Genomic DNA, 25,477 nt, shown 5'->3' on the forward strand with positions numbered 1-25,477 from the left:
GGAGGGCGGCCATTGCCGGCCCTGCCCTTCAATCGATGAAGCGATCTTCAAGCCTGCCCAGCGCTATTCTTTTGATAGCTCACCGCGCTTGATGGGCAAGGGCTGCGGGGCGATTTGACCTGCAATCACCGCCGGCCAGCCCCTCCCGCGGCTTCAATGCGGCCCGGCCGTACCCTTGCGGCCCGCACGGCGCCGCTCCAGCCAGGCCAGGATCTCGCCCATGATGCCGCGCCGGAAAGCCAGCACGCAGACCACGAAGATCAGTCCGGTGACGATGGTGACCGATTCGCCCAGGGTGTTAAACCAGTCCACGCCGGTGATGGAAGCCAGCAGGCTGCCCAGCTCGCCGATCTTGTTTTCCAGCAGCACGACCACGGCCGAGCCCACCAGCGGGCCACTGAGCGTGCCCAGGCCCCCCACCAGCGTCATCAGCACGACGTGGCCCGACGACGACCAGTGCACGTCGGACAGCGTGGCGAAGCCCAGCACCAGCGTCTTGAGCGCGCCGGCCAGCCCGGCGATGGCGGCCGAGATGACGAAGGCCAGCAGCTTGAAGCGGTTGGTGTCGTAGCCCAGCGAGATGGCGCGCGGCTCGTTTTCCTTGATGCCCTTGAGCACCTGGCCGAAGGGCGAATGGATGGTGCGCACGATGACCAGGAAGGCCGCCACGACCACCACCAGCGCCACGTAGTACATGGCCAGGTCGCTGGAGAGGTCGATCACGCCGAACAGCTTGCCGCGCGGCACGCCCTGCAGGCCGTCTTCGCCGCCCGTGAACGGCGCCTGCAGGCAGGCGAAGAACAGCATCTGCGCCAGGGCCAGCGTGATCATGGTGGAGTAGATGCCCTGGCGGCGGATGGCGAAGAAGCCCATGACCAGCCCCAGCAGCGCGCCGGCCAGCGTGCCGGCCAGCAGGCCCAGCTCCGGCGTGGCGCCCCAGGCCTTGACCACGTGGCCGGTGACGTAGGCCGCGCCGCCCAGGAAGGCCGCATGCCCGAACGAGAGCATGCCCGTGTAGCCCAGCAGCAGGTTGAAGGCCGAGGCGAAGAGCGCGAAGCACATCAGCTTCATCACGAAGACCGGATAGGCGCCCAGGAACGGCGCGGCGACGAGCCCTGCGAGCAGCAGGCCGTAGCCGATGGCGGTGAGGTTCTTTTGGTTCATGCGGTGGCCTCGGGTGTCTTCGTCGTCTGCCCTGCTTTGTTCTTGTTGTCGTCGTTCATTTCTCTTTGCCGAAGAGGCCCGCGGGTCGGATGAGCAGCACGATGACCATGATGACGAAGACCACGGTGGAAGAAGCCTCGGGGTAGAACACCTTGGTGAAGCCCTCGATCACGCCCAGGCCCAGGCCTGTGAGGATGGAGCCCATGATGGAGCCCATGCCGCCGATCACCACCACCGCGAACACCACGATGATGAGGTTCTGCCCCATGAGCGGCGTGACCTGGTAAACGGGTGCGGCCAGCACGCCCGCGAAGGCGGCGAGCGCCGCGCCGAAGGCGTAGGTGAGCGTGATCATCACCGGCACGTTGATGCCGAAGGCCTCGACCAGGCGCGGGTTCTCGGTGCCGGCGCGCAGGTAGGCGCCGAGCTTGGTCTTCTCGATGACGAACCAGGTGCCCAGGCACACGACGACCGAGGCCACCACCACCCAGGCGCGGTAGTTGGGCAGGATCATGAAGCCGAGGTTGGTGGCGCCTTCCAGCAGCTCGGGCGTGTCGTAGCCCAGCCCGGAGACGCCGTAGATGGAACGGAACACGCCCTCGATCAGCAGCGTGAGCCCGAGCGTGAGCAGCAGGCCGTAGAGGTGGTCGAGCTTGTAGATCCAGCGCAGCAGCAGCCGCTCGATCAGCACCCCCACCAGCCCCACCACCAGGGGCGCCACCACCAGCATCACCCAGTAGTTCAGGCCCAGGTAGGTCAGCCCCATCCAGGTGAGCAGCGCGCCCAGCATGAACAGCGCGCCGTGCGCGAAGTTGATCACGTTGAGCAGGCCGAAGATCACCGCCAGCCCCAGGCTGAGGATGGCGTAGAACGAGCCGTTGACCAGCCCCAGCAGGAGCTGGCTCAGCAGGGCCGGCAGTGAGACACCGAAGAGTTCCATGGATGGGGGCGCGAAGGGTGGATGAGGGGTGGTGTGGGTGGCGTGGGACGTCCGGCCGGGTCAGCGGCTGCGGTGCTGCGGCGCGTGCATCACTGCCAGAGCGCGCACTTGCTCTCGGCCTTGGTCGCGAACACCTGGTCGCCGGGCAGCTTCTTCACGAGCTTGTAGTAGTCCCAGGTGCCCTTGGATTCGGCGGGCGACTTGACCTGCATGAGATACATGTCGTGCACGTAGCGGCCGTCGGCGCGCAGCGTGCCGGAGCCGAAGAAGTCATTCATCTTCATGCCGCGCCAGGTTTCCATGACCTTGTCGGCATCGAGCGTCTTGGCGGCTTCGACGGCCTTGAGGTAGTTCATGGTGGCGGAATAGTCGGCCGCCTGGATCTCGGTGGGGCGGCGCTTGGTCTTTTCCATGAACCGGTCGGCGAACTTGCGCGTCTCGTCGTTCAGGTCCCAGTACCAGCTGGTGGTGAACTGCAGGCCCTCGGTGGTCTTCAGGCCCAGGCTGTGGATGTCGCTGAAGAAGATCAGCAGGCCGGCGAGCTTCATCGTCTTGCCGATGCCGAATTCCTTGGCCGCCTTGATGGAGTTGATGGTGTCGCCGCCGGCGTTCGCCAGGCCCAGCACCTGGGCCTTGGAGTTCTGCGCCTGCAAGAGGAAAGAGGAGAAGTCCGAAGCGTTGAGCGGATGGCGCACCGCGCCCAGCACCGTGCCGCCCTTTTCCTTGACGACCCGGGAGGTGTCCGACTCCAGCGCGTGGCCGAAGGCGTAGTCGGCCGTGAGGAAGAACCAGCTCTTGCCGCCCGCATCCACCACCGCCGCGCCCGTGCCCTTGGCCAGGGCCACGGTGTCGTAGGCGTAGTGCACGGTGTAGGGGCTGCACTGCTCGTTGGTCAGCGCCGAGGTGGCGGCGCCGTTGTTGATGAAGACGCGCTTCTTCTCCTGCGCCACCTTGGCCATGGCCAGCGCCGTGCCCGAGTTGGTGCCGCCGAAGACCATGCTCAGGCCCTGCGTGTCGATCCATTCGCGCGCCTTGCTGGCGGCGATGTCGGCCTTGTTCTGGTGGTCGGCCGTCATCAGTTCGATGGGCATGCCCAGCACCTTGCCGCCGAAGTCGTCGATGGCCATCTGGATGGCGACCGCGCCGTTCTTGCCTTCCACGTCGGCGTAGAGGCTGGACATGTCGGTGATGAAGCCGATCTTGACCTTGTCCGGCGCCTGCGCCTGCGCGCCGGCGGATGCGGCCAGGCCCAGGGCCATCGCCAGGGCGAGCCGGGCGCGGGGGAAGGCCGCGGGGCGGGTGGTGTCGATCGTGTCGTGCTTCATGTCCGTCGTCTCCTGTGGGTTGGTCCTGGCGTCTGCGGGGGCCGGCCGGGTCTTGCGCGCCCGGCTCGCCCCCGCCCCTCCGTCGATCGGTCAGCGATGGAGTGGCATCACTTCCAGAGCGGGCACTTGCTGTCGGCCTTGGTGGTCCAGACCTGGTCGGCGGGCAGCTTGGCCATGACCTTGTAGTAGTCCCACGGCGCCTTGGATTCGGCGGGCGACTTGACCTGCATGAGGTACATGTCGTGCGCGAAGCGGCCGTCGGGGCGGATCACGCCCTTGGCATAGAAGTCGTCGATGGGCGTGGACTTGAGCTTTTCCATCACCTTGTCGGCATCGGTGCTGTTGGCCGCCTGCACGGCCTTCAGGTAGTTCATGGTGGCCGAGTAGTCGGCCGCCTGGATGTCGGTGGGCATGCGCTTGGTCTTGGCGAAGAACTTGCGGCCGAAGTCGCGCGTCTTGTCGTCCAGGTTCCAGTCCCAGCTGGTGGTCAGCAGCAGGCCTTCGGTGTTCTTCAGGCCCAGGCTGTGGATGTCGGTGAGGAACACCAGCAGGCCGGCGATCTTCATGCTCTTGTTGATGCCGAATTCCTTGGCGGCCTTGATCGCATTGATGGTGTCGCCGCCCGCATTCGCCAGGCCCAGGATCTGCGCCTTGGAGTTCTGCGCCTGCAGCAGGAACGAGGAGAAGTCCGACGCGTTGATCGGGTGCTTCACGTTGCCCAGCACGCGGCCGCCCTTTTCCTTGACCACCTTGGCCGTGTCGGCCTCCAGCGCCGCGCCGAAGGCGTAGTCGGCCGTGAGGAAGAACCAGTCCTTGCCGCCCTGCTGCACCACCGCGCCGCCCGTGCCCTTGGCCAGGGCCACGGTGTCGTAGGCGTAGTGCACGGTGTAGGGGCTGCACTGCTCGTTGGTCAGGGCCGAGGTGCCGGCGCCGTTGACCATGAAGACGCGCTTCTTCTCCTGCGCCACCTTGGCCATGGCGAGAGCCGTGCCCGAATTGGTGCCGCCGAAGAGCATGGTCAGGTTCTGCGTGTCGATCCATTCGCGCGCCTTGCTGGCGGCGATGTCGGCCTTGTTCTGGTGGTCGGCCGAGATCAGCTCGATCGGCATGCCCAGCACCTTGCCGCCGAAATCATCGATGGCCATCTGGATGGCGGTCGCGCCGTTCTTGCCCTCCACGTCGGCGTAGAGGCTGGACATGTCGGTGATGAAGCCGATCTTGACCTTGTTGTCCTGCGCGTGGGCGGGCGCCGTGGCCGCTGCGGCCAGGCCCAGGGCGCCCAGCACCGTCGCCAGCCGGGTGAGTCGGTTCTTTTGCATGGGGTCGTCTCCTTGATGTGATGGAAATGCGTTGTGTCCGGGGGCAAAGCGATGGACGGCAGGGGGCCTCAGACGCCGAGCAGCTCGCCCAGCACCGGCATGCGCTCCTGCAGCTCGGCCGCGCCGAACTGCAGCGCGATGCGCCCGTGCTCCATGACGTAGAAGCGGTCGGCCAGGGGCGCGGCGAAGCGGAAGTTCTGCTCCACCATCACCACCGTGTAGCCCTTCTGGCGCAGCATGACGATCATGCGGGCCAGGGCCTGCACGATCACGGGTGCGAGGCCCTCGGAGATCTCGTCGAGCAGCAGCAGCTTGGCGCCCGTGCGCAGGATGCGCGCCACCGCCAGCATCTGCTGCTCGCCGCCCGACAGCCGCGTGCCCTGGCTGTGGCGGCGCTCGGCCAGGTTGGGGAACATGGCGTAGATCTCGTCGAGCGGCATGCCCGGCGTGCCGGTCTTGAGCACCGGGGGGAGCAGCAGGTTCTCTTCGCACGAGAGGCTGGAGAAGATGCCCCGCTCTTCCGGGCAGTAGCCCACGCCCAGGTGGGCGATGCGGTGCGTGGCCATGGCGATGGTCTCGGTGCCGTTGATCTTCACCGAGCCCTTGCGCGCGCCCGTCAGGCCCATCACGGCGCGCATGGTGGAGGTGCGGCCCGCGCCGTTGCGGCCCAGCAGCGTGACCACCTCGCCCGGCTGCACGACCATGTCCACGCCATGCAGCACATGCGATTCGCCGTACCAGGCCTGCAGGCCGCTGATTTCGAGTGCGGGAACGCCAGCCATCAATGCGCTCCCTGCAGTTGGCCGTCGGTGGTGCCCATGTAGGCCTCCATCACCTGCGGGTTGTTCGAGACCTCTTCGTAGGGGCCTTCGGCGAGCACGGCGCCGCGCTGCAGCACGGTGATGCGGTCGGCGATGGTGGAGATCACCTTCATGTTGTGCTCCACCATGAGGATGGTGCGGCCGGCCGATACCTTCTTGATGAGCTGGGTGACGCGGTCCACGTCTTCGTGGCCCATGCCCTGGGTGGGTTCGTCCAGCAGCATCAGCTCGGGCTCCATGGCCAGGGTGGTGGCGATCTCCAGCGCGCGCTTGCGGCCGTAGGGCAGGTTCACTGTCATCTCGTGGGCCAGGTCTTCCAGGCCGACTTCGGCCAGCAGCTCCATCGCGCGGCCGTCGAGCTGGCGCAGGCTGGCCGCGCTACGCCAGAAGTGGAACGAGGTGCCCAGCCGGCGCTGCAGGCCCAGGCGCACGTTCTCCAGCAGCGTGAGGTGCGGGAACACGGCCGAGATCTGGAACGAGCGGATGACGCCGCGCCGCGCGATCTGCGCGGGCGCCTCGCGGGTGATGTCGTGCCCGTTGAACCGGATGGTGCCCGAGCTGGGCTCCAGAAACTTGGTCAGCAGGTTGAAGCAGGTGGTCTTGCCGGCACCGTTGGGGCCGATGAGCGCGTGGATGGAACCGCGCCGCACGGCGAGGTTGACATCGCTGACCGCAGTGAAGCCCTTGAACTGCTTGGTCAGGCTGTGGGTTTCGAGGATGACGTCGCTCATTGCGCTGATGGCCGCTCCGTGGTGGGCTGCAAGCCGCGCCGGCCCAGGGCGGGCGAGCGGCACTGCAGGAATGTTGCAGCGCATCCTAAGTCGCGCCCGCAGGCCGGGCACCTGGGGCTAATGCCTATGTGCTAATGCCTATGTAGAAACGCTATGCTCGCCAACCCTGCCGCCGGGGGCCACGGCCAGCACCACGGCCGACTCGTCCACCGAGAGCAGCACCCGCGCCCGGCTGCGCAGGCCGCTCGCCGCCGCCGCGAAGCCCACCATCTGCACCCCGGCATCGAGCTGCGCCGAGACCTCGTCGCCCGCCGTGCCGCGCGACACGCGGGTGACGCGCCCCGCCCAGGCATTGGCGGCCGGCAGCGCTTCGCCCCGCCCCAGCGCCACCGCCCGCACCGCCGTGGCCTTGCACAGCGCCTGCACCGGCAGGCCCGGCGCCAGGCCCAGCAGCTCGGCGCTTTCGCGGGTGATGCGCGCGCGCACGGACAGGGCCTGCGCCGCCGCCGCATCGCCCTGCAGTTGCACCAGCACCAGCGGGCCGTGCGCCTGCAGCGCCTGCACCACGCAGGGCCACTGGTTGCGCATGCTGGTGCGCACCGCCAGGCCACCCAGCGCCTGCGCGCCGGCGGCCGGGTCGATGCGGGCCAGGGCCGCGCTACGGGCCGCGTCCAACGTGCGCGCCGCGGCCAGCAGCTGGCGGCCCGCATCGGTCAGCCGCGCGCCGCCGCCGCCCGCGCCACCCACCAGCCGCTCCACCAGGGGCACGCCGGCCAGGTTGGTGAGCGTGTCCAGCGCCTGCCATGCGGCCTTGTAGCTCACGCCCACGGCGCGCGCGGCCTGCGAAATGGAGCCGCCTTCGCCGATGTGGCGCAGGATGGCGATGCGCCGGTCGGCCAGGCCATGGCCCAGCGCTTCGGAATAGGCCAGCTGTGGTGCGCGTTCTTGCATGGGCGCCATCATGCCGCCACGGCGGGGGGCAAGAGGCCCGCTGGCTATACTTTCGCTATTCATCCAAGGAATAGCGAAAGCCGCCCGCCATGTCTTCCAGCTGCACGACCTTCCGCCCGCAACCCGCCCGCCAGCCCCGCAGCCTGCGCCACCTGCTGGCCGGCCTCGCCCTCGCTCTGGGCGGCATGGCGGCGGCGCAGGCGGACGAAGTCTCCGTCGCCGTGGCGGCCAACTTCATCGCGCCCATGCAGAAGATCGCCACCGCCTTTGAGCAGGCCACCGGCCACAAGGCGGTGCTGTCGTCGGGCGCCACAGGCAAGTTCTACGCGCAGATCATCAACGGCGCGCCCTTCCAGGTGCTGCTGGCCGCCGACGATGCCACGCCTGTCCGGCTGGAAAGCGAGGGCCGGACCGTGGCCGGATCGCGCTTCACCTACGCGGTGGGCCAGCTGGTGCTCTGGAGCGCCCAGCCCGGCTATGTGGACGCCGAAGGCCAGGTGCTGCGCACGGGCGACTTCGCCCACATCGCCATCGCCAACCCCAAGCTCGCGCCCTACGGCCTGGCCGCGCAGCAGACGCTGGACAAGCTGGGCGTGGCGGCGCGCGTGCAGCCCCGGCTGGTGATGGGCGAGAACATCGCGCAGACCTACCAGTTCGTCGCCAGCGGCAATGCGCAGCTGGGCTTCGTGGCGCTCTCGCAGGTCATGGAAGACGGGCGCATCGCGCGCGGCTCGGCCTGGCGCGTGCCGGCCAGCCTGCACGAACCCATCCGCCAGGACGCCGTGCTGCTGGCCGCCGGCAAGGACAGCGCCGCCGCCCGGGCGCTGCTGCAGTACCTTCGCTCGGATGCGGCGCGCGCGGTGATCCGCTCCTACGGCTACGGGATCTAAGAACGTGTTTACGATCTCCCAGGGGTCGCGCAGCGGTGTGGGCGGGATGGGATGCAAGGCGCGGTGCGCAGTGAATAGCACGGCTATTCACAAGCGCCGCAACGCCGCAGACCGCCCGCCCACACAGCTGCCCTTCGGGTTGGAGCGAAATCGGGCGATTGGACGCCCCGGCTGCTTGCATGGGCATGAGCCCATGCGGCGCACCCGAAGCGTCCACTCATCCCGATTGCGCTCCAACGCGATCCCCTGCGAGATCGTAAACACGTTCTAAGACCTTGAACGCATCGTTCTAACGGCATGCCCCTGACAGCGGAAGACTTCGCGGCCATCGGCCTCACGCTGCGGCTGGCGGGACTGGCCACGGCCATCCTGCTGGTGCTCTGCACGCCGCTGGCCTGGTGGCTGGCGCACACGCGCTCGCGCTGGCGCCGCCCGGTGGCCGCCGTGGTGGCGCTGCCGCTGGTCCTGCCGCCCACCGTGCTGGGCTTCTACCTGCTGATGCTGATGGGCCCGCAGGGTGCGGTGGGCGCCTTCACCCAGTGGCTGGGCCTGGGCACCCTGCCCTTCACCTTCTGGGGGCTGCTGGTGGGTTCGGTGGCCTATTCGCTGCCGTTTGCCGTGCAGCCGCTGCAGCGCGCCTTCGAATCGCTGGGCGCGCGCCCGCTGGAGGTGGCGGCCACGCTGGGCGCGGGGCCCATCGACCGCTTCTTCAGCGTGGTGCTGCCGCTGGCGCGGCCGGGCTTCATCACCGCCGGCATCCTGAGCTTCGCCCACACCGTGGGCGAGTTCGGCGTGGTGCTGATGCTGGGCGGGAACATTCCGGGCGTGACGCGGGTGGTGTCGGTGCAGATCTACGACCATGTCGAAGCGCTGCAGTACACGCAGGCCCACTGGCTCGCGGGCGGCATGGTGGCGTTCTCGTTCATCGTGCTGCTGGCGCTGCAGTGGTGGCAGCCGGAGCGCCGCGCGCCATGACGGAAAAGCCGCAGCCGCCGCAGCAGCAACCGCCTGCCGACGCCATCGAGGCGCAGCTGCGGCTGGAGCGTGCCGGCTTCACGCTGGATGTGGCCTTGTCGCTGCCCGGGCGCGGCATCACGGCGCTGTTCGGCCCCTCGGGCTGCGGCAAGACCAGCTGCCTGCGCGCCATGGCCGGGCTGGAGCGGGCCCAGGGCTGCGTCGTGGTGAACGGCCAGCCCTGGCAGGACGATGCCCGCCGCCTGTGGCTGCCCACGCACCGGCGCGGCCTGGGCTACGTGTTCCAGGAATCCAGCCTGTTCGCGCACCTGAGCGTGCGCGGCAACATCGAATACGGCCTGCGCCGCGTGCCCGCCGCGCGGCGGCGCGTGGCGCTGGAGCAGGCGGTGGAGCTGCTGGGCCTGGCCGGCCTGATGGAGCGCAACCCCGCCACGCTCTCGGGCGGCGAGCGCCAGCGCGTGGCCATCGCCCGCGCCCTGGCAGCCAGCCCCGCCGTGCTGTTCATGGACGAGCCGCTCGCCGCGCTGGATGCGGCGCGCAAGGCCGAGGTCATGCCCTATCTGGAGGGCCTGCAGCGCGGGCTGGACATTCCCGTCGTCTATGTGAGCCATGCGCAGGACGAGGTCGCCCGCCTGGCCGCGCACCTGGTGCTGCTGCGCGACGGCCGGGTCGAGGCTGCCGGCCCCACTGCCGAGCTGCTCTCGCGGCTGGACCTGCCGCTCGCCCACGGCGACGGCGCCGCCACGGTGGTGGCCGGCAGCGTGGAGTCGCACGACGCGCACGACCACCTCACCACGATGGCCTTCGCGGGCGGGCGGCTGCATTTCGCCTCGGCCCGCGCCCGGGCGCCGGGCCAGCCGATCCGGCTGCGCGTGCAGGCGCGCGACGTGAGCCTGGCGCTCTCGGCACCACGCGGCAGCAGCATCCTGAACGCGGTGGCCGTGCGCATCACCGCGCTGCAGCCCGACGGCCCGGGCCAGGTCATGGTCGCGCTGGATGCCGCCGGCACGCCGCTGCTGGCGCGCATCACGCAGCGCTCGGCCCACCACCTGGGGCTGGCGGTGGGGCAGGCGCTGCTGGCACAGGTCAAGGGCGTGGCCGTGCTGGACTGAGAACGTGAACACGTTCTGAGGCAACACAGCACGGCGGTGCCCCCGCCCCGAATCGGGCCGGCGCTGCACCCCAGACTGGTGCAGAACGCCCCGCCCGCCCCCGCTGGCAGCGCCCCCAGGCATACAAAGGCCGGGCACGAATCCTGCTGCGAGCAGGCCTGAAGCCCGTGGCAGTGCCGCTGCGGTCTTTCACAGCCTCCGCCAACGAAGGCGGAACCCGATGCATGCCAGCGCGGCCCCTTTTTCCGATGGGCGGCGGCCTGCGTCGGCCGTTCCCAACCGACTTCATCCGCGCTTGAGCGGGGGCCCCTGCCGTGCGACGCGTCTTGCTTGAGCCAAGACCGCCCGCCGCCTGCCAGAGCCCCGGCCCGGCCTGGAAACGCAGGAAAGACCCCATGAAAATCATCGTTGTAGGCCACGGCATGGTCGGCCACAAGTTTCTGGAAGAGCTGGAGCAACTGCAGGTCGCCGCCGAGGTGACCGTGCTGTGCGAGGAACCGCGCCCGGCCTACGACCGGGTCCACCTCTCGGAATTCTTCGCGGGCAAGACGGCCGAGGAGCTGTCGGTGGTGGAGCCGGGCTTCTTCGAGCGCAGCGGCTTCACGCTGCGGCTGGCGGCGCGCGCCGCCTCCATCGAGCGGCGCAACCACACCGTGACCACCCTGGACGGCGAGGTGCTGCACTACGACAAGCTGGTGCTGGCGACCGGCTCCGTGCCCTTCGTGCCCCAGGTGCCGGGCCGCGACCGGCCCCACTGCTTCGTCTACCGCACCATCGAGGATCTGGAAGGCATGAAGGCCAGCGGCGCGCATTCGAAGACCGGCGTGGTCGTGGGCGGCGGCCTGCTGGGCCTGGAATGCGCCAAGGCGCTGCGCGACCTGGGCCTGGAGACGCACGTGGTCGAATTCGCCCCGCGCCTGATGACGGTGCAGGTCGATGATGGCGGCGGCCGCGTGCTGCGCAGCAAGATCGAGGCGCTGGGCGTGCAAGTGCACACCAGCCGCAACACGGTGGAGATCACCGACGGCGCCACGGCGCGCCACCGCATGGTCTTCGCCGACGGCACCCATCTGGAGACCGACATGATCGTGTTCTCCGCCGGCATCCGCCCGCGCGACGAGCTGGCGCGCCAGTGCGCGCTGGCCCTGGGCCCGCGCGGCGGCGTGGCGGTGGACGAGCACTGCCGCGCCAGCGACCGCAGCGTCTATGCCATCGGCGAATGCGCCTCGTGGAACGAGCAGCTCTTCGGCCTGGTCGCGCCCGGCTACGACATGGCCCGCGTGGCGGCGCGCCACATCGCCGGCCAGGCCGACGCGGCGTTCGCGGGCGCCGACATGAGCACCAAGCTCAAGCTGATGGGCGTGGACGTGGCCAGCATCGGCGACGCGCAGGGCCGGACGCCGAATTGCCGCAGCTACCAGTACATCGACGAGCGCAAGCAGATCTACAAGAAGATCGTGGTGAGCGATGACGGCAAGACGCTGCTGGGCGCCGTGCTGGTGGGCAATGCCGACGAATACGGCACGCTGCTGCAGATGGCTCTCAACGGCATCGCCCTGCCCGAGGAGCCCGAATTCCTGATCCTGCCCTCAAGCGACGGCAAGGCCAAGCCCGGCCTGGGCGTGGAGGCATTGCCCGACACCGCCCAGATCTGCTCGTGCAACAACGTGAGCAAGGGCCGGATCTGCGCCGCCGTGGGCGAAGGCGCCTGCACCGTCGCCGAAATGAAGGCCTGCACGAAGGCCGGCGCCACCTGCGGCGGCTGCGTGCCGCTGGTCACCCAGGTGATGAAGGCCGAAATGGCCAAGCGCGGCATGGCGGTGAACAACCACCTCTGCGAGCACTTCCCGTATTCGCGCCAGGAACTCTTCCACCTGATCCGCGTGGGCGAGATCAAGACCTTCGAAGACCTGCTCGCCCGGCACGGCAAGGGCCTGGGCTGCGACGTGTGCAAGCCGGTGGCGGCCAGCATCTTCGCCTCGTGCTGGAACGAGTTCGTGCTCAAGCCGCAGCTGGCGAGCCTGCAGGACAGCAACGACTACTTCCTCGGCAACATCCAGAAGGACGGCACCTACTCCGTCGTGCCGCGCATGGCCGGCGGCGAGGTCACGCCCGACGGGCTGATCGCCGTGGGCCAGGTGGCCAAGAAATACGGCCTCTACACCAAGGTCACGGGCGGCCAGCGCATCGACCTGTTCGGCGCGCGCGTGGAGCAGTTGCCGCTGATCTGGGAAGAGCTGATCGCCGCCGGCTTCGAGTCGGGCCACGCCTACGGCAAGTCGCTGCGCACGGTGAAGAGCTGCGTGGGATCGACCTGGTGCCGCTACGGCGTGGGCGACAGCGTGGGCCTGGCCGTGGAGCTGGAGAACCGCTACAAGGGCCTGCGCGCGCCGCACAAGATCAAGTTCGGCGTCTCGGGCTGCACCCGCGAATGCGCCGAGGCGCAGGGCAAGGACGTGGGCATCATCGCCACCGAGAAGGGCTGGAACCTCTACGTCTGCGGCAACGGCGGCATGAAGCCGCGCCATGCGGAGCTGCTGGCCTCCGATCTTTCGAAGGAAGAGCTGGTGCGGCTGGTGGACCGCTTCCTGATGTTCTACGTGCGCACCGCCGACCGCCTGCAGCGCACCAGCACCTGGCGCGACAACCTCGAAGGCGGGCTGGACTACCTCAAGGGCGTGCTGCTGAACGACACGCTGGGCCTGAACGCCGAGCTGGAAGCGCAGATGCAGCACGTGGTGGACACCTACCAGTGCGAATGGAAGACCGCCGTGAGCGACCCGGCCGTGCGCCAGCGCTTCCGCACCTTCGTCAACAGCGACCAGCCCGACGAGCGCATCGTCTTCGTGAACGAGCGCGGCCAGATCCGGCCGGCCCGCAGCGACGAACGCGCGCTGGCACCGGCCACCGAAGGCGCCCCCGCCTGACGGCGCAGCCCCGGCCCCTGGACCCCGACCTCAGGAAACAACGCCCCATGAACACCGAGACCCAGCAACCCACCGACGCCAGCGCCATCGACGTCTGCGCCGCCGACGACATCGTGCCCGGCACCGGCGTCTGCGCGCTGGTGCAAGGCCGCCACGTCGCCATCTTCCGCGTCGGCCCCGACCAGTTCCACGCCATCGACAACGTCGATCCGCAGTCCGGCGCCAGCGTGCTCTCGCGCGGGCTCATCGGCAGCCTGGGCGAGCGCGTGGTGGTGGCCTCGCCGCTCTACAAGAACCACTTCGACCTGCGTACCGGCGAATGCCTGGAGGCGCCGCAGAACTCCGTGCGCGCCCATGCGGTGCGCGTGCAGCAAGGCCGGGTCTGCGTGGCGCTTTCCGGCTAGGGCCCGCTGAAGATGTCCCATGGGCCGTGCCGCCAAGGACCGGCCTTGCTCGCGCAGCCCGGCCAGTCGGTGGCAAGCCGCGGGCTCCACCCTCAGCCGGCCACCAGCCGTCCGCCATGCGCCGGCGGACGCACGCCCTGTCGAGTGCCCGCCCAATTCTGCAGAACCGAATAGTCCACCCTGCGGAATCTTACCCGATAGGTTTCATAAAAATCATATTTATCATTTCGTAATGTATAAAGGCCCACGGGATTGCCAAGGGCGATCATCCGCGGGCCCTCGCCGCGATCCACGAACCACCTGCCGACCCACGAGGCCCGGCAGGCCGGACTGAGTTGATCGACGGCAAGAACCCGCCGACCCGGCGGCATGCCGCCAGATCCCCTTGACAGGGCGATCCCGCACGGACGCGCGGAATGCCTCGAAGAGACAGGCCCTGAACTCCCCCCTGGAGAAGTGGATGGCTTTCGCACGCCCGTCGCATAACCCCAGTTCTTGCAGAACGGCAGATCGGAGACGCCACATGGCTGATACATGGACACTCAAGCGCAAGCTCACCCTCACCTTCTCGGCGATCCTGCTGCTCGCCGCGAGCCTGCTGGCGGTCGCCGTCTTCAACTTCTCGAGGATGCGTGACGCCACGCTCTGGAACACGCATACCCAGGAGGTCCTGAGCTACGGGCAGGGCATGCTGCTGAACATGGTCAACATCGAAACCGGCCTGCGCGGTTTCGTCGCGAGCGGCGACGAGAAATTCCTGGAGCCGCTGCAACAGGGCCAGCAAGCCTTCAAGGCCGCGTTCGATAGCGCCAAGCGCGCAACCAGCGACAACCCGGCCCAGCAGGCCCGGCTCGACAAGATGCAGGCCGACCATCAGGGATTCCTGCAGGTCGCCAACCAGCTCATCCAGCTGCGGCGCGACACCACCGCAGGCCGGCTGTCGCTGGAAGCCCTGCTGCAGGAGTTCCGGGCCGGCAAGGACAAGGTGGTGATGGACGCCTTCCGCGCGGACGTGGCGACCTTCATGCGCGAGGAATCCACCCTGCTCGAAAAGCGTTCGGCGGAGCTGGACCAGACCAGCGTGGTGACCAGCAACACGCTGATCTTCGGCGGCATCGCGCTGTGCGTGCTGACCATGGGCCTGGGCATGCTGCTGGCACGCAGCCTGTTCCGCCAGCTGGGGGCCGAGCCCAGCATCGCCGCCGCCATCGTGCGCTCCACGGCAGAAGGCGACCTGAGCGTGCCCATCCACCTGCGCCCGGGCGATGCCGACAGCCTGATGGCCAAGATGGACGAGATGCAGAAGAGCCTGGTGCGCACCGTGTCGTCGGTGCGCAGCAATGCCGACGGGGTGGCGACCGCCAGCACCGAGATCGCGCAGGGCAACCACGACCTGAGCGGCCGCACGGAGCAGCAGGCCAGCGCCCTCGAAGAGACGGCCGCGTCGATGGAGCAGCTCTCCAGCACGGTCAAGCAGAACGCGGACAGCGCCCGGCAGGCCAACCAGTTGGCGATCAATGCTTCTAACGTGGCGACCCAGGGCGGCGAGGTGGTGCAGCAGGTCGTCGAGACCATGCAGGGCATCAACGACAGCTCCAAGAAGATCGCCGAGATCATCAGCGTGATCGACGGCATCGCCTTCCAGACCAATATCCTGGCGCTCAACGCGGCCGTGGAAGCGGCCCGTGCCGGCGAGCAGGGCCGGGGCTTCGCCGTGGTGGCGAGCGAAGTGCGCAGCCTCGCCGGGCGCAGCGCCGAGGCGGCCAAGGAGATCAAGCGCCTGATCGACGCCAGCGTCTCGCAGGTCGAACAGGGCACGACCCAGGTCACGCAGGCGGGCACCACCATGTCGGAGGTGGTGAGCTCCATCCGCCGGGTGGCGGACCTCATCGGCGAAGTCAGCGCCGCCAGCACCGAGCAGAGCCAGGGCGTGGCCCAGGTGGGCGAAGCCATCGCGCAGATGGACCAGGTCACGCAGCAGAACGCCGCGCTCGTCGAAGAAAGCGCGGCCGCCGCCAGCAGCCTCAAGACCCAGGCAGACCAGCTGCTGGCCTCCGTCGCGACCTTCCGCCTGGCCGCCGCGGGCCGCGCCGCCGCCACACAGGTTGCGCCGCAACTGGCGCAAGAGCGGCCCCCTGCCGCCCTGCCCTCCCTGGCCGGCAACAGGGCGCCGACGCACCGACCTGCAGCCTTTCCGCCGAGCGGAAAAGCCAGCGCGCCAGCGCCCCGGCCGCCCGCACCGGCCAAGCCCGCCCCCGCATTGGCCGCTGCAGGCGCCGACGCCGACTGGGAAACCTTCTGAAACGGCGCGGCAGCCCGATGCCCTGACGGTATGCCCGGGGCGAGCGGACCTCGCCAGGCAGTGGATTGCGCCTCTATGATGAAACGCAATTCAAAAAACTGCACTGAGAGAGAGGGCCCCGCATGCCGACCTCACCGCCGATCGCCACCAGCGCACCCTTGAGCGTGGACTTTCCGCCCTGGCCGGCGGCCCTCACCTTCTGGATCGTCTCCATGCTGGTGGTGATGCTCTGCCGCCGCCTCGCAGAGCATGCGGCCACGGCGGTGGACTCGCCCAGCCGGCGCATGAGCGGCGCACGCGCCGGCATGGTCATCGGCGCCATCGCCTGGTCGCTGGATGTGGCGGGCTTCTTCATGTATGGCGATCTGCAGCCCCACGCGCTCGAACTGGGCAATGCGCTCGCCGCCCTCCTGCTCATGGTCGCCAGCTGCCGGCTGACCATTCCCACCCTGAGCCTCAGCGTGCGCAAGTGGCAGCTGGCCTGGGCCTGCGGGGGCATGGCCCTGGGCGTGATGCTGGCCCATGCCGCCCTGATCTCCTCGTACGTGCAGGACTTCACGCAGATCGACCTCACGGCCGCCGCCGTGGCGAGCGCACTGTCGTTGACCATCGTGTTCTTCGCGGCGCTGCGGCTGCGCTCCGCCAAGCTCAAGGGCCATCCGGCCTCGGGCGTGCTGGGCTGGTTCATCGATCTCGTGCCCTGCGGGGCCGGGCTCGTCGGGTGGCACTGGATGCTGTGCAACATGTTCCCGATGAAGCCGCTGCCGCCGGAAGCCCAGGCCGGCAACGATCCCGTCCTGCTCGTCAGCGTGCTGCTGTTCGCGGCGATGCTGGCGCTGGACCAGCTGCTGGCCATGCGGCACGACAAGGGCCGCCAGCAGCTGCTGCGCCAGGGCCTGCAGATGCTGCGGGCCTCGAACGCGCCGCTGACGCCCGAGCGCGACGCGCAGCTCGCCCTGATCGCCGACCACCTGCACGAACTGCTGCAGCCGCAACGGCTGGCGCTGCACTTCCAGCCCATCGCCAATCTGCGCGAAGGCACGCTGCACCTCGAAGCGCTGCTGCGCCTGCACCACCCGCGGCTGGGCCCGGTGAACCCCGAGCTGTTCTTTCTGGTGTGCGACCTGCACGGCATCACGCGGCGGGTGGACCGGCTCATCCTGCGCAATGCGATGGACCACGTACGCCACTGGCAGCAGGCCTGCGGGCAGCAGGTCGCCATCAGCGTGAACGTGGCCCCGATCACCTTGCTAGACCCGGATTTTTCCGGCTGGCTCGCGGCGGAGCTGGCCCGGCGCGGCCTGCCCGACCAGGCGCTGAAGCTGGAGCTCACGGAGCACGCCATCATCGCCAGCGGCCCGGGCATGACGCAGGCCATGGACCAGCTGCAGTCCGTCGGCGTGCACGTGGTGATGGACGATTTCGGCGTCGGCTATTCGTCGCTGGGCACGCTGGCCGACTTGCCCATCGCGGGCATCAAGTGCGACCGGCTCTTCCTGCGCAGGATCGCGCAGGACCTGCGCCGCCAGGCGCTGCTGCGCCATGTGGCAGCCATGGCCCGCGAGCTGGGCGTGCCGGTGATCGTGGAAGGGGTGGAAACGGCCGAGGAGCTGTGCCTCGTCGTGGGCAGCGGCATCGACAACATCCAGGGCTACCTGTTCGCGCGGCCGGTGCCGGCCTGCGATGTGCCGGCCTGGCTGCGCGAGCAGGCGCCGCTGCGGCTGCAGGAAATGAACGCCCTGCTGGCCGCGGGCACGCCGGCGGCCAGCGCCGCCTCGCCCTCAAGGCTGGGCGTTCGGGAAGAACAGCTGCTCGTTCCCCACCTTGTAATCGGCAATCGAAGCCTGGCCGGCGGGTGAGATCACCCAGTCCACGAACTTCTGCGCATCCGCCGCCTTCACGTGCGGATGGCGCGCAGGGTTCACCACCATCACGCCGTACTGGTTGAAGAGCCGGCGGTCGCCCTGCACCAGCACCGCCAGCGCGGCGCGGTTCTTGAAGTTCAGCCAGGTGCCCCGGTCGGCCAGCACGTAGGCGCCGCTGGAGGCGGCGATGTTCAGCGCCGGGCCCATGCCGCAGCCGCATTCCTTGTAGCCGCGGCCCTTGCTGCCATCGCCTACCGCCAGCTTCCAGTAGCGCAGCTCGGCCGCATGCGTGCCGCTCTTGTCGCCGCGCGAGATGAACTCGGCGTTGGCGGCGGCGATCTTGCCCAGTGCAGCGACGATGTCCTGGCCGCGCACGCCGGCGGGGTCCGCGGGCGGGCCGATCAGCACGAAGTCGTTGTACATGACCGGGTAGCGCTTGACCGCCCAGCCGTCGGCGACGAACTTCTCCTCGGCCGCCTGGTCGTGCACGAAGAGCACGTCGGCGTCGCCGCGGCGCGCCATGTCCAGCGCCTGCCCGGTGCCCACGGCCACCACCTTCACGTCCAGGCCGCTGGCCTGCTTGAAGGCCGGCAGCAAGTGGCTGAACAGCCCCGACTGCTCGGTGGACGTGGTGGATGCCATGGTGATCGACTGCGCCGACGCCACGCCCACGGTTGCTACCAAAACCGTAGCAGCCAGCGCTTTGCCCCAGGGCGCCAGCGGCCCGAAACCCTTGAAACCGTTCCAACACTTCATACCATCTCTCCTTTGACGAACAGGCGGGCCGCTTCAGGCAGCGGCCCGTGGAAGAAATCGTGCACCGGCAGGTCGGCCATGATGCGGCCGTGCTCCAGGTACACCACGCGGCTGGCCAGGCGCTTGACCTGGCCCAGGTTGTGGCTGCTGAACACCATGGTGACCGGCTGCGCGGCACCAATGCCCGTGCCGGCGTGGCCGGCGGCGAACTCGGCCATCAGCGCCTCGACCTCGCGCTTGGCATGCGGGTCCAGGCTGGCGGTGGGCTCGTCCAGCAGCAGCAGATCGGGCCGGCGGGCCCAGGCGCGGGCCAGCGCCAGGCGCTGCTGCTGCCCGCCCGAGAGCGTGCGCGCGCTCTGCGCGGCGGCATCGGCCAGGCCCGCGCGGCCCAGGGCCTGCAGCGCGAGGCTCCGCGCCTCGGCCCAGCGCGCGCCGCCCAGCCACAGCCCCAGGGCCACGTTGTGCAGCGCACTGGTGCGCAGCATGAAGGGGCGCTGGAACAGCATGGCCTGGCGGCAGCCGGCATCGTGCAGCAGCTGCCCGGAGGTGGGCCGCACCAGGCCGTGCAGCACGCGCAGCAGGCTGCTCTTGCCGCTGCCGTTGGCGCCAACCAGGGCCAGGCGCTCGCCCGGCCACACGCGCAGGTCGATGCCGGCCAGCGCCTGCACCCGGCCGTGGCGCAGGCCCACGCCCTGCAAATCGAAAAGCGGCGCCCCCGCTGCGGCCGGCACGGCGCTCATGCCGCCACCGCCGCAGCGCCGGCGACGGCGGCGCCATCGGTGCGCTCGCGCCAGCGGCGCAGCCCTGCGATGCACACGTTCAGCGCCAGCACCACGGCCAGCAGCACCAGGCCCAGCGCCAGCGCCAGGGGCAAATCGCCCTTGCTGGTCTCCAGCGCGATGGCGGTGGTCATCACGCGGGTGAAGCCGTCGATGTTGCCGCCCACGATCATCACCGCCCCCACTTCGGAGATGGCGCGGCCGAACGCGGCGATGAGCACGGTGAGCAGCGCGTAGCGCTCGTCCCAGGCCAGCAGCAGGCTGCGCAGCAGCGGCCCGGCGCCCAGCGACTGCAGTTGCTCGCCATGGGCGCGGTCGGCGTCATCGACCACCTGGCGGGTCAGCGCGGTGACCACGGGCAGCACCAGCAGGGTCTGCGCCAGCACCATGGCCTTGAAGGAAAAGAGCCAGCCCCAGGCACCCAGCGGGCCGCTGCGCGAGAGCAGCAGATAGACGCCCAGGCCCACCACCACCGAGGGCACGGCCAGCAGCGTGTTGAGCACCGCGAGCACCGCGCCGCGCCCGGGGAAGCGCGCCACGCCCAGCCAGGCGCCCAGCACCAGGCCCATGCCGCAGGCCAGCAGGCAGGCGGTGGCGCTGACGGACAGCGAGCGGCCGACGATGGTCCACAGCGCGGCATCGAGGGAGGTGAGCAGGTCGAGCGCAGTGGCCGCGCTTTGGGTCATCGTGGACATGGGTTGTGGGCTATCGTATGAAGCTCAGCAATGTCCAGCGATATGAAATTCCGTGCATAGGGTCCAGCTTCACTACACGCTCAGCCGCGACGCGGGCGACGCACTCATCCGCAATCCCCTGCTCGACACCCTGCAGGCCGTCGCGCATCAAGGTTCCATCTCGGCGGCGGCGCGCGCGCTGGATCTCTCCTACCGCCATGTCTGGGGTGCTCTCAAGCGATGGGAAGACGAGCTGGGCGGCGAACTCATCGTCTGGGGCAAGGGCCAGTCCGCGCAGCTGAGCGAATTCGGCACCAAGCTGCTGTGGGCCGAACGCCAGGCCCAGGCGCGCCTGGCACCGCAGATCGAGGCGCTGCGCGCCGACCTGGAACGCGCCTTCGCCGTCGCCTTCGACGACCGCAGCCACGTGCTGACGCTCTACGCCAGCCACGACGACGCGCTGTCGGTGCTGCGCGCCCATGCCGCATCGAACGCGGCCGGCACGGCCGGCGGCGCACTGCACCTGGACATCCGCTTCACCGGCAGCGTGGACGCCATCCGCGCGCTCAACGAGGGCCGCTGCACCATCGCCGGCTTCCACACGCTGGAGCAGCCTTCGCCCGATTCGCTCGCCGCGCGCACCTACCAGCCGCTGCTGCAGCCCGGCCTGCACAAGATCATCGGCTTCGCGCGGCGCACGCAGGGCCTGATCGTGGCGCGCGGCAACCCGCTGGGCCTGCAGTCGCTGGCCGACGTGGCGCGCACCGGGGCGCGCTTCATCCACCGGCCGCTGGGCTCGGGCACCCGCGTGCTGCTGGGCGACCTGCTGGCCCAGGCCGGCCTGCAGCCGGGCGACATCGGTGCGGATGCCCCGGACGGCGAGCTGCATGTGGAGCCCTCGCACGGCGCGCTGGCGCAGGCCATCGCCTCGGGCGCGGCCGATGTGGGCATGGGCATCGAGCTGGCCGCGCGCGCGCGCGGGCTGGACTTCGTGCCCCTGGCGCAAGAGCGCTACCACCTGGCCTGCCTCAAGTCCTCGCTGGAGCAGCCCGCCACGCGGGCGCTGCGCGATCTGCTGCAGACCGCCGCCTGGCAGCAACGCATGGCGGCCATGCCCGGTTACGCGCCCATGCGCTGCGGCGAGGTGCTGGCCATGAGCCGCGTGCTGCCCTGGTGGAGCTTTCCGGCGGCGCGCCGGCGCCGCAGCCCGCCGGCCACGGGCGAGTGAATCGGGCGCGGCCGGCCGCAGCGCCGCGCCGCCGCAGGCCCTGGGCAAGCCCCGACCGGGGTGCCGCTTCAAGGAAAACCCCAATCCTGCGCGTCAGTCTTTTCTCAGCGGGCGGGCCTAGGATGCGCTGTAATCGCCCGACCCCGATTCACGGGCCCCATGCGCGGGCCCGTGTCACTCTGCGTTCACTCTGATTACAAGACAGGAGACAAGCCATGTCAGGACTCCTCAGGCTGGCCATGGGCATGGACTGGATTTCCACCAAGCTCAGCAAGGTCGCCGGTTGGGCGGTGCTGGCCGCCGCCCTCATTTCCGCGGGCAATGCGCTGGTGCGCTACGGCCTCGACATGAGCTCCAACGCGTGGCTGGAGATCCAGTGGTACCTCTTCGGCACCACCGTGATGCTGGGCGCGCCCGTGGTGCTCAAGCTCAACGAACACGTGCGCGTGGACATCATCTACGGCCGGCTCAAGGCGCGCGGCCAGGTGCTCATCGACCTGTTCGGCCTGCTCTTCTTCCTGCTGCCGGTGATGGGCCTGCTGACCTGGCTGACCGTGCCCTTCTTCTGGAACATGTACGTCACGCAGGAGATGTCCGGCAACATCGGCGGCCTGATCCGCTGGCCCGCCGGGCTGCTGCTGCCGCTGGGCTTCGGCGCCATGTTCCTGCAGGGCGTGGCGGAGATCATCAAGCGCGTGGCGGTGCTCACCGGCCACCTGACGATGAACACCCACTACGAGAAGCCGCTGCAATGAGCGCGGCCCGCACGAAGACGCCCACCCGATTCCTCAGCGCAAGGAACACCTAGCATGCACATGGAAAACTTCGCCCCGATCATGTTCGCGGGCCTCATCGCGATCATGCTGATCGGCTTCCCCGTGGCGTTCTCGCTCGCGGCGCTGGGCCTGTTCAGCGGCTTCTTCGCCATCGAGATGGGCTGGTTCCCGGCCAACTTCATGGCCAACCTGCCGATCAACATGTTCGGCATCCTGTCGAACGACCTGCTGCTGGCCATCCCGTTCTTCACGCTGATGGGCGCGGTGCTGGAGAAATGCGGCCTCGCCGAAGACATGCTCGACTCCATGGGCCAGCTCTTCGGCCCGGTGCGCGGCGGCCTGGGCTACTCGGTCATCATCGTGGGCTTCATCCTCGGCGCCATCACCGGCACCGTGGCCGGCCAGGTGATCGCCATGGCGATGATCTCGCTGCCGGTGATGATGCGCTACGGCTACAACATGCGCTATGCCACGGGCGTGCTGGCCGCCTCGGGCACCATCACGCAGCTCGTGCCACCCTCGCTGGTGCTGATCGTCATGGCCGACCAGCTCGGCCGCTCGGTGGGCGACATGTACAAGGGCGCCTGGGGCCCGGCCATCCTGCAGGTGCTGATCTTCGCGATCTACACCTTCATCCTGGGCCGCTTCCGCCCCGAATACGTGCCCGGCCTGCCGCGCACGGCGCGCACGCTGCACGGCTGGGCGCTCTGGGGCAAGTGCCTGCGCGGCATCATCCCCTCGGCCATCCTGATCTTCGCGGTGCTGGGCTCCATGGGCGGCCTGCCGTTCATGGACCACGCCATCGCCACGCCGACCGAGGCCGGCGCCATGGGCGCCGTGGGCTCGCTGATCCTCGCGGCCATCCACAAGCGGCTGACCTGGCAGCTCATCAAGGAAGCCATGGACGGCACCATGCGCCTGACGGCCATGGTGGTGTTCATCCTGATCGGCTCGCGCGTCTTCTCGCTGGTGTTCCAGGGCGTCGATGGCGCCATCTGGATCGAGCACCTGCTCAGCGACCTGCCGGGCGGCCAGATCGGCTTCCTGATCGTGGTGAACGTGTTCATCTTCTTCCTGGCGTTCTTCCTCGACTTCTTCGAGATCGCCTTCATCATCCTGCCGCTGCTGGGCCCGGTGGCGCACAAGCTGGGCATCGACCTGGTGTGGTTCGGCGTGCTGCTGTGCGTGAACATGCAGACCAGCTTCATGCACCCGCCCTTCGGCTTCGCGCTCTTCTACCTGCGCGGCATCTCGGACACGCTGTTCAAGGAAAAACGCATCGACCGGCCCGTCAAGTCCAGCGACATCTACCTGGGCTCCATCCCCTGGGTGGTGATGCAGGTGATCCTGGTGGCCATCGTGATCGTCTTCCCGCAGACGGTGACCGTCTTCCTCGACAAGGAGGTGGCGGTGGACCTGGACAAGGTGAAGCTGGAAATGCCCGCCGACATGCAGCAGCCCCAGGACAACCCGGTGGACATGGAGAACCCCTTCGGCAACGCGCCCGCCGCTGACGCGCCAGCCCCCGCCGCGGCCCCCGAGCCGCAGGGCGCGGCAGCCAGCAGCGCGCAATGACGGCGGCAATGGCAGCCAGGCCTGCCGACCGGGGCACGCCAGGCGATGGCCGCAGCGATGGCGGCGAGGCGGCCCCCGTCGATATCGAGAGCGCCGCCTTTCCGCCGCTGGTGCGCGCCCTGGCGGTGCTGATCGTCGCGGGCCTCGCGGCCTTCGCGCTCTGGTCGCTGCCGGCGCTGCGCGGGGCCGAATGGAACTTCACCGCCCTCTCCACCTTCGCGCTCGCGGCCGTGCTTATCGGCTGGGTGGGCTGGTGGATGGTGTTCAGCCGCACGCGCTTCTGCGGCGACGCGGTGGTGCAGACCTGGCTCTGGGACAAGCGCGTGCGCGTGCAGGACGTGGCCACCTTCAAGATCGTGCACTGGCCCTGGCTGCAGGCCATCGTGGCGCCGCGCATGCTGGTGCGGCGGCGCGGCGGCGGCATCACCTGGGTGCATGCGGCCGATCCGGCGCTGCTGGTGGCCTTCGGCCAGGCCGTCATCCGCCAGGGCATGGCTCAGCCCGTTCCGCCGCCCGCTGCGGACTGAAGCGAGACAGCGCCGGCCATGAAAAAACCCCGCCTTGGCGGGGTTTTCTGTTTCGGCCGATGGAAGCCGAGGGGCGCCGTGAAGGCGCCTTCGGCATCTGGCCCGGTTGCTACAGCTTCTGCGCCTGCATGAAGCGGTCGAAGGTGCCTTCGGTGAAGCGGAACCAGGCGTTCTCGTCGGCCAGGAATTTCGCGTAGTCGGGGTAGATCTTCTTCCACTCCGGGTTGCTGTTGTTCAGGTCCGCATAGATCTGCTGGGCCGACTTGAACGCGGCGTTCATCACGTCCTGCGTGAAGGGGCGTAGCTTGGTGCCGGAGCCCACGAGCTGCTTGATGGCCACGGGATTGCGCGCGTCGTACTTGGCCAGCATGGTCACGTGGGCATGCGAAGCCGAGGCCTCCACCACGGCCTTGTATTCGGCCGGCAGGCCTTCCCAGGCCTTGGTGTTGATGTAGAAGTCCAGCTGCGGGCCGCCTTCCCACCAGCCGGGGTAGTAGTAGAACGGCGCGACCTTGTTGAAGCCCAGCTTCTGGTCATCGTAGGGGCCGACCCACTCCAGCGCGTCGATGGTGCCCTTTTCCAGCGCGGGGTACAGGTCGGCGCCGGGGATGGACTGCGGGATCACGCCGAAGGGCTCCAGCACCTTGCCCGCGAAGGGGTTGGTGCGGAACTTCAGGCCCTTCAGATCGGCGACGGACTTGATCTCCTTGCGGAACCAGCCGCCCATCTGCGCGCCGGTGTTGCCACCGGGGAAGTTGATGATGTTGTACTTGGCGTAGAACTCGCGCATGAGCTTCAGGCCGTTGCCTTCGTACATCCATGCGTTCATCTGCCGGGCGTTGAGGCCGAAGGGCACGGCGCAGCCCAGGCAGAAGGTCGGGTCCTTGCCGTAGAAGTAGTAGGGCGCGGTGTGCGCCATCTCGACCGAGGCGCTCTGCACGCCGTCCACCACGCCGAAGGCGGGCATCAGCTCGCCGCCGGCATGCACTGAGATCTGGAACTTGCCGCCCGTGGCTTCGCTGACCTTCTTGGAGAACACTTCGGCCGTGCCGTAGATGGTGTCCAGCGACTTGGGAAAGCTCGATGCCAGGCGCCAGCGGATGGTGGCCTGCGCATGCACGGCGGGGGCAGCCCCGGCGGCGAGCACGCCGGCAACGCCCGCGTGCTTGAGGATGGAACGACGGTCCATGGATGATCTCCGATCTGATTGTGCGAAACCGCGGGCGCAGCCGGCGCATGGTGTGCGCTGCGAGCCCGTTGGCTGTTTGTTTCAGCCGGAAACGATTGTAGGAAGCGCCTTTGCGCGGCCCGTTGGGGGTTTTCCCGCGACGGCGGCGCGCCAGGCGCCTGGTTTCAGGCTTTTGCAAGCCTTGCGGCCGCACAGCCGCCCGCGCCCGTGCGCGCGCCCGCCGCCGGAGCGGGGGCGATCCAGGACA

General features: G+C 69.1%; 22 protein-coding genes. 11 read left to right on the top strand and 11 right to left on the bottom strand.

Going from position 1 to position 25,477, the window contains the following annotated elements:
- Nucleotides 1–153: 153 nt before the first annotated feature.
- The 7 genes from BM070_RS02395 to BM070_RS02425 form a co-directional block, all read right to left on the bottom strand.
- Nucleotides 154–1,164: a branched-chain amino acid ABC transporter permease gene (locus BM070_RS02395; protein WP_092937194.1), complete on the bottom strand. Its 1,011-nt coding sequence runs from the start codon at nt 1,162–1,164 to the stop codon at nt 154–156.
- A gap of 55 nt (nt 1,165–1,219) precedes the next feature.
- Nucleotides 1,220–2,104, bottom strand: coding sequence for a branched-chain amino acid ABC transporter permease (locus tag BM070_RS02400; RefSeq protein WP_092937196.1), 885 nt, complete (start codon nt 2,102–2,104; stop codon nt 1,220–1,222).
- Nucleotides 2,105–2,193: 89 nt separating this feature from the next.
- Nucleotides 2,194–3,363, bottom strand: a complete 1,170-nt coding sequence (locus tag BM070_RS02405) for an ABC transporter substrate-binding protein (RefSeq protein WP_245785084.1) — start codon at nt 3,361–3,363, stop codon at nt 2,194–2,196.
- A 173-nt stretch (nt 3,364–3,536) separates the two neighbouring features.
- Nucleotides 3,537–4,748, bottom strand: a complete 1,212-nt coding sequence (locus BM070_RS02410; RefSeq protein ID WP_092937200.1) for an ABC transporter substrate-binding protein — start codon at nt 4,746–4,748, stop codon at nt 3,537–3,539.
- 68 nt (nt 4,749–4,816) lie between these two features.
- Entirely contained in the window at nt 4,817–5,530 is a 714-nt protein-coding gene (locus tag BM070_RS02415) for an ABC transporter ATP-binding protein (protein ID WP_092937202.1), read from the bottom strand.
- Nucleotides 5,530–6,300, bottom strand: coding sequence for an ABC transporter ATP-binding protein (locus BM070_RS02420; RefSeq protein WP_092937204.1), 771 nt, complete (start codon nt 6,298–6,300; stop codon nt 5,530–5,532). The genes BM070_RS02415 and BM070_RS02420 overlap by 1 nt, the downstream gene beginning before the upstream one ends.
- A 138-nt stretch (nt 6,301–6,438) precedes the next feature.
- Complete coding sequence (locus BM070_RS02425) at nt 6,439–7,260, bottom strand: TOBE domain-containing protein (RefSeq protein WP_245785071.1); 822 nt, start codon at nt 7,258–7,260, stop codon at nt 6,439–6,441.
- A gap of 80 nt (nt 7,261–7,340) precedes the next feature.
- On the opposite strand from BM070_RS02425, the gene modA reads away from it, so the two are divergent.
- From modA to BM070_RS02465, 7 genes are all read left to right on the top strand, one after another.
- On the top strand, nt 7,341–8,141 hold the full coding sequence (gene modA / locus BM070_RS02430; protein ID WP_092937208.1) for a molybdate ABC transporter substrate-binding protein: 801 nt from the start codon (nt 7,341–7,343) through the stop codon (nt 8,139–8,141).
- A gap of 297 nt (nt 8,142–8,438) precedes the next feature.
- Entirely contained in the window at nt 8,439–9,116 is a 678-nt protein-coding gene (gene modB / locus BM070_RS02440) for a molybdate ABC transporter permease subunit (RefSeq protein ID WP_092937211.1), read from the top strand.
- Entirely contained in the window at nt 9,113–10,228 is a 1,116-nt protein-coding gene (modC, locus tag BM070_RS02445) for a molybdenum ABC transporter ATP-binding protein (RefSeq protein ID WP_092937323.1), read from the top strand. Before modB ends, modC begins: the two co-directional genes overlap by 4 nt.
- Before the next feature lie 395 nt (nt 10,229–10,623).
- Nucleotides 10,624–13,155 carry a nitrite reductase large subunit NirB gene (nirB, locus tag BM070_RS02450; RefSeq protein ID WP_092937212.1) on the top strand — a complete coding sequence of 844 codons (2,532 nt, stop codon included), beginning with the start codon at nt 10,624–10,626 and terminating at the stop codon, nt 13,153–13,155.
- A gap of 47 nt (nt 13,156–13,202) precedes the next feature.
- Nucleotides 13,203–13,559 (top strand): nitrite reductase small subunit NirD, encoded by a 357-nt coding sequence (nirD, locus tag BM070_RS02455; protein ID WP_092937213.1) that lies wholly within the window; start codon nt 13,203–13,205, stop codon nt 13,557–13,559.
- Nucleotides 13,560–14,082: 523 nt separating this feature from the next.
- Nucleotides 14,083–15,861, top strand: a complete 1,779-nt coding sequence (locus tag BM070_RS02460) for a methyl-accepting chemotaxis protein (RefSeq protein ID WP_092937214.1) — start codon at nt 14,083–14,085, stop codon at nt 15,859–15,861.
- A 122-nt stretch (nt 15,862–15,983) separates the two neighbouring features.
- The gene (locus tag BM070_RS02465) at nt 15,984–17,720 is read left to right on the top strand and encodes an EAL domain-containing protein (RefSeq protein ID WP_092937215.1); all 1,737 of its coding nucleotides are present in this window, start codon (nt 15,984–15,986) and stop codon (nt 17,718–17,720) included.
- Here the strand turns inward: BM070_RS02465 and BM070_RS02470 are convergent.
- The 3 genes from BM070_RS02470 to BM070_RS02480 are packed head-to-tail and all read right to left on the bottom strand — an operon-like array spanning nt 17,643 to nt 19,956.
- Nucleotides 17,643–18,482 carry an ABC transporter substrate-binding protein gene (locus tag BM070_RS02470; protein WP_092937216.1) on the bottom strand — a complete coding sequence of 280 codons (840 nt, stop codon included), beginning with the start codon at nt 18,480–18,482 and terminating at the stop codon, nt 17,643–17,645. The genes BM070_RS02465 and BM070_RS02470 overlap by 78 nt on opposite strands.
- Nucleotides 18,479–19,222: an ABC transporter ATP-binding protein gene (locus tag BM070_RS02475; RefSeq protein ID WP_092937217.1), complete on the bottom strand. Its 744-nt coding sequence runs from the start codon at nt 19,220–19,222 to the stop codon at nt 18,479–18,481. Before BM070_RS02475 ends, BM070_RS02470 begins: the two co-directional genes overlap by 4 nt.
- Nucleotides 19,219–19,956: an ABC transporter permease gene (locus BM070_RS02480; protein ID WP_092937218.1), complete on the bottom strand. Its 738-nt coding sequence runs from the start codon at nt 19,954–19,956 to the stop codon at nt 19,219–19,221. Before BM070_RS02480 ends, BM070_RS02475 begins: the two co-directional genes overlap by 4 nt.
- A gap of 52 nt (nt 19,957–20,008) precedes the next feature.
- Here BM070_RS02480 and BM070_RS02485 point away from each other — a divergent pair, with 52 nt between their 5' ends.
- The 4 genes from BM070_RS02485 to BM070_RS02500 all read left to right on the top strand — a co-directional run bounded on the left by BM070_RS02485 (nt 20,009) and on the right by BM070_RS02500 (nt 24,041).
- Entirely contained in the window at nt 20,009–21,163 is a 1,155-nt protein-coding gene (locus tag BM070_RS02485) for a substrate-binding domain-containing protein (RefSeq protein ID WP_092937219.1), read from the top strand.
- Between the two features lie 215 nt (nt 21,164–21,378).
- Nucleotides 21,379–21,918, top strand: a complete 540-nt coding sequence (locus BM070_RS02490; RefSeq protein WP_092937220.1) for a TRAP transporter small permease subunit — start codon at nt 21,379–21,381, stop codon at nt 21,916–21,918.
- A 54-nt stretch (nt 21,919–21,972) separates the two neighbouring features.
- Entirely contained in the window at nt 21,973–23,514 is a 1,542-nt protein-coding gene (locus tag BM070_RS02495) for a TRAP transporter large permease (protein ID WP_092937221.1), read from the top strand.
- Nucleotides 23,515–23,522: 8 nt separating this feature from the next.
- A complete protein-coding gene (locus tag BM070_RS02500; protein WP_092937222.1) occupies nt 23,523–24,041 on the top strand; it encodes a hypothetical protein in 519 nt (172 codons plus the stop codon).
- A 109-nt stretch (nt 24,042–24,150) separates the two neighbouring features.
- Here BM070_RS02500 and BM070_RS02505 read toward each other — a convergent pair whose 3' ends face one another.
- The gene (locus BM070_RS02505) at nt 24,151–25,230 is read right to left on the bottom strand and encodes a TRAP transporter substrate-binding protein (protein WP_092937223.1); all 1,080 of its coding nucleotides are present in this window, start codon (nt 25,228–25,230) and stop codon (nt 24,151–24,153) included.
- Nucleotides 25,231–25,477 lie beyond the last annotated feature (247 nt).

Source organism: Paracidovorax wautersii (assembly GCF_900113035.1).
Lineage (GTDB): Bacteria > Pseudomonadota > Gammaproteobacteria > Burkholderiales > Burkholderiaceae_C > Paracidovorax > Paracidovorax wautersii.

What these genes read in the sequence shown, in the direction of transcription:
- BM070_RS02505 (WP_092937223.1), bottom strand. Translation starts at nt 25,230, where the DNA reads ATGGACCGTCGTTCCATCCTCAAGCACGCGGGCGTTGCCGGCGTGCTC.
- BM070_RS02490 (WP_092937220.1), top strand. Translation starts at nt 21,379, where the DNA reads ATGTCAGGACTCCTCAGGCTGGCCATGGGCATGGACTGGATTTCCACC.
- BM070_RS02460 (WP_092937214.1), top strand. Translation starts at nt 14,083, where the DNA reads ATGGCTGATACATGGACACTCAAGCGCAAGCTCACCCTCACCTTCTCG.
- BM070_RS02475 (WP_092937217.1), bottom strand. Translation starts at nt 19,222, where the DNA reads ATGAGCGCCGTGCCGGCCGCAGCGGGGGCGCCGCTTTTCGATTTGCAG.
- BM070_RS02410 (WP_092937200.1), bottom strand. Translation starts at nt 4,748, where the DNA reads ATGCAAAAGAACCGACTCACCCGGCTGGCGACGGTGCTGGGCGCCCTG.
- BM070_RS02425 (WP_245785071.1), bottom strand. Translation starts at nt 7,260, where the DNA reads ATGGCGCCCATGCAAGAACGCGCACCACAGCTGGCCTATTCCGAAGCG.
- BM070_RS02495 (WP_092937221.1), top strand. Translation starts at nt 21,973, where the DNA reads ATGCACATGGAAAACTTCGCCCCGATCATGTTCGCGGGCCTCATCGCG.
- BM070_RS02500 (WP_092937222.1), top strand. Translation starts at nt 23,523, where the DNA reads ATGGCAGCCAGGCCTGCCGACCGGGGCACGCCAGGCGATGGCCGCAGC.
- BM070_RS02470 (WP_092937216.1), bottom strand. Translation starts at nt 18,482, where the DNA reads ATGAAGTGTTGGAACGGTTTCAAGGGTTTCGGGCCGCTGGCGCCCTGG.
- modB (WP_092937211.1), top strand. Translation starts at nt 8,439, where the DNA reads ATGCCCCTGACAGCGGAAGACTTCGCGGCCATCGGCCTCACGCTGCGG.
- modC (WP_092937323.1), top strand. Translation starts at nt 9,113, where the DNA reads ATGACGGAAAAGCCGCAGCCGCCGCAGCAGCAACCGCCTGCCGACGCC.
- BM070_RS02465 (WP_092937215.1), top strand. Translation starts at nt 15,984, where the DNA reads ATGCCGACCTCACCGCCGATCGCCACCAGCGCACCCTTGAGCGTGGAC.
- BM070_RS02415 (WP_092937202.1), bottom strand. Translation starts at nt 5,530, where the DNA reads ATGGCTGGCGTTCCCGCACTCGAAATCAGCGGCCTGCAGGCCTGGTAC.
- BM070_RS02420 (WP_092937204.1), bottom strand. Translation starts at nt 6,300, where the DNA reads ATGAGCGACGTCATCCTCGAAACCCACAGCCTGACCAAGCAGTTCAAG.
- BM070_RS02400 (WP_092937196.1), bottom strand. Translation starts at nt 2,104, where the DNA reads ATGGAACTCTTCGGTGTCTCACTGCCGGCCCTGCTGAGCCAGCTCCTG.
- nirB (WP_092937212.1), top strand. Translation starts at nt 10,624, where the DNA reads ATGAAAATCATCGTTGTAGGCCACGGCATGGTCGGCCACAAGTTTCTG.
- BM070_RS02405 (WP_245785084.1), bottom strand. Translation starts at nt 3,363, where the DNA reads ATGGCCCTGGGCCTGGCCGCATCCGCCGGCGCGCAGGCGCAGGCGCCG.
- BM070_RS02395 (WP_092937194.1), bottom strand. Translation starts at nt 1,164, where the DNA reads ATGAACCAAAAGAACCTCACCGCCATCGGCTACGGCCTGCTGCTCGCA.
- BM070_RS02480 (WP_092937218.1), bottom strand. Translation starts at nt 19,956, where the DNA reads ATGTCCACGATGACCCAAAGCGCGGCCACTGCGCTCGACCTGCTCACC.
- modA (WP_092937208.1), top strand. Translation starts at nt 7,341, where the DNA reads ATGTCTTCCAGCTGCACGACCTTCCGCCCGCAACCCGCCCGCCAGCCC.
- nirD (WP_092937213.1), top strand. Translation starts at nt 13,203, where the DNA reads ATGAACACCGAGACCCAGCAACCCACCGACGCCAGCGCCATCGACGTC.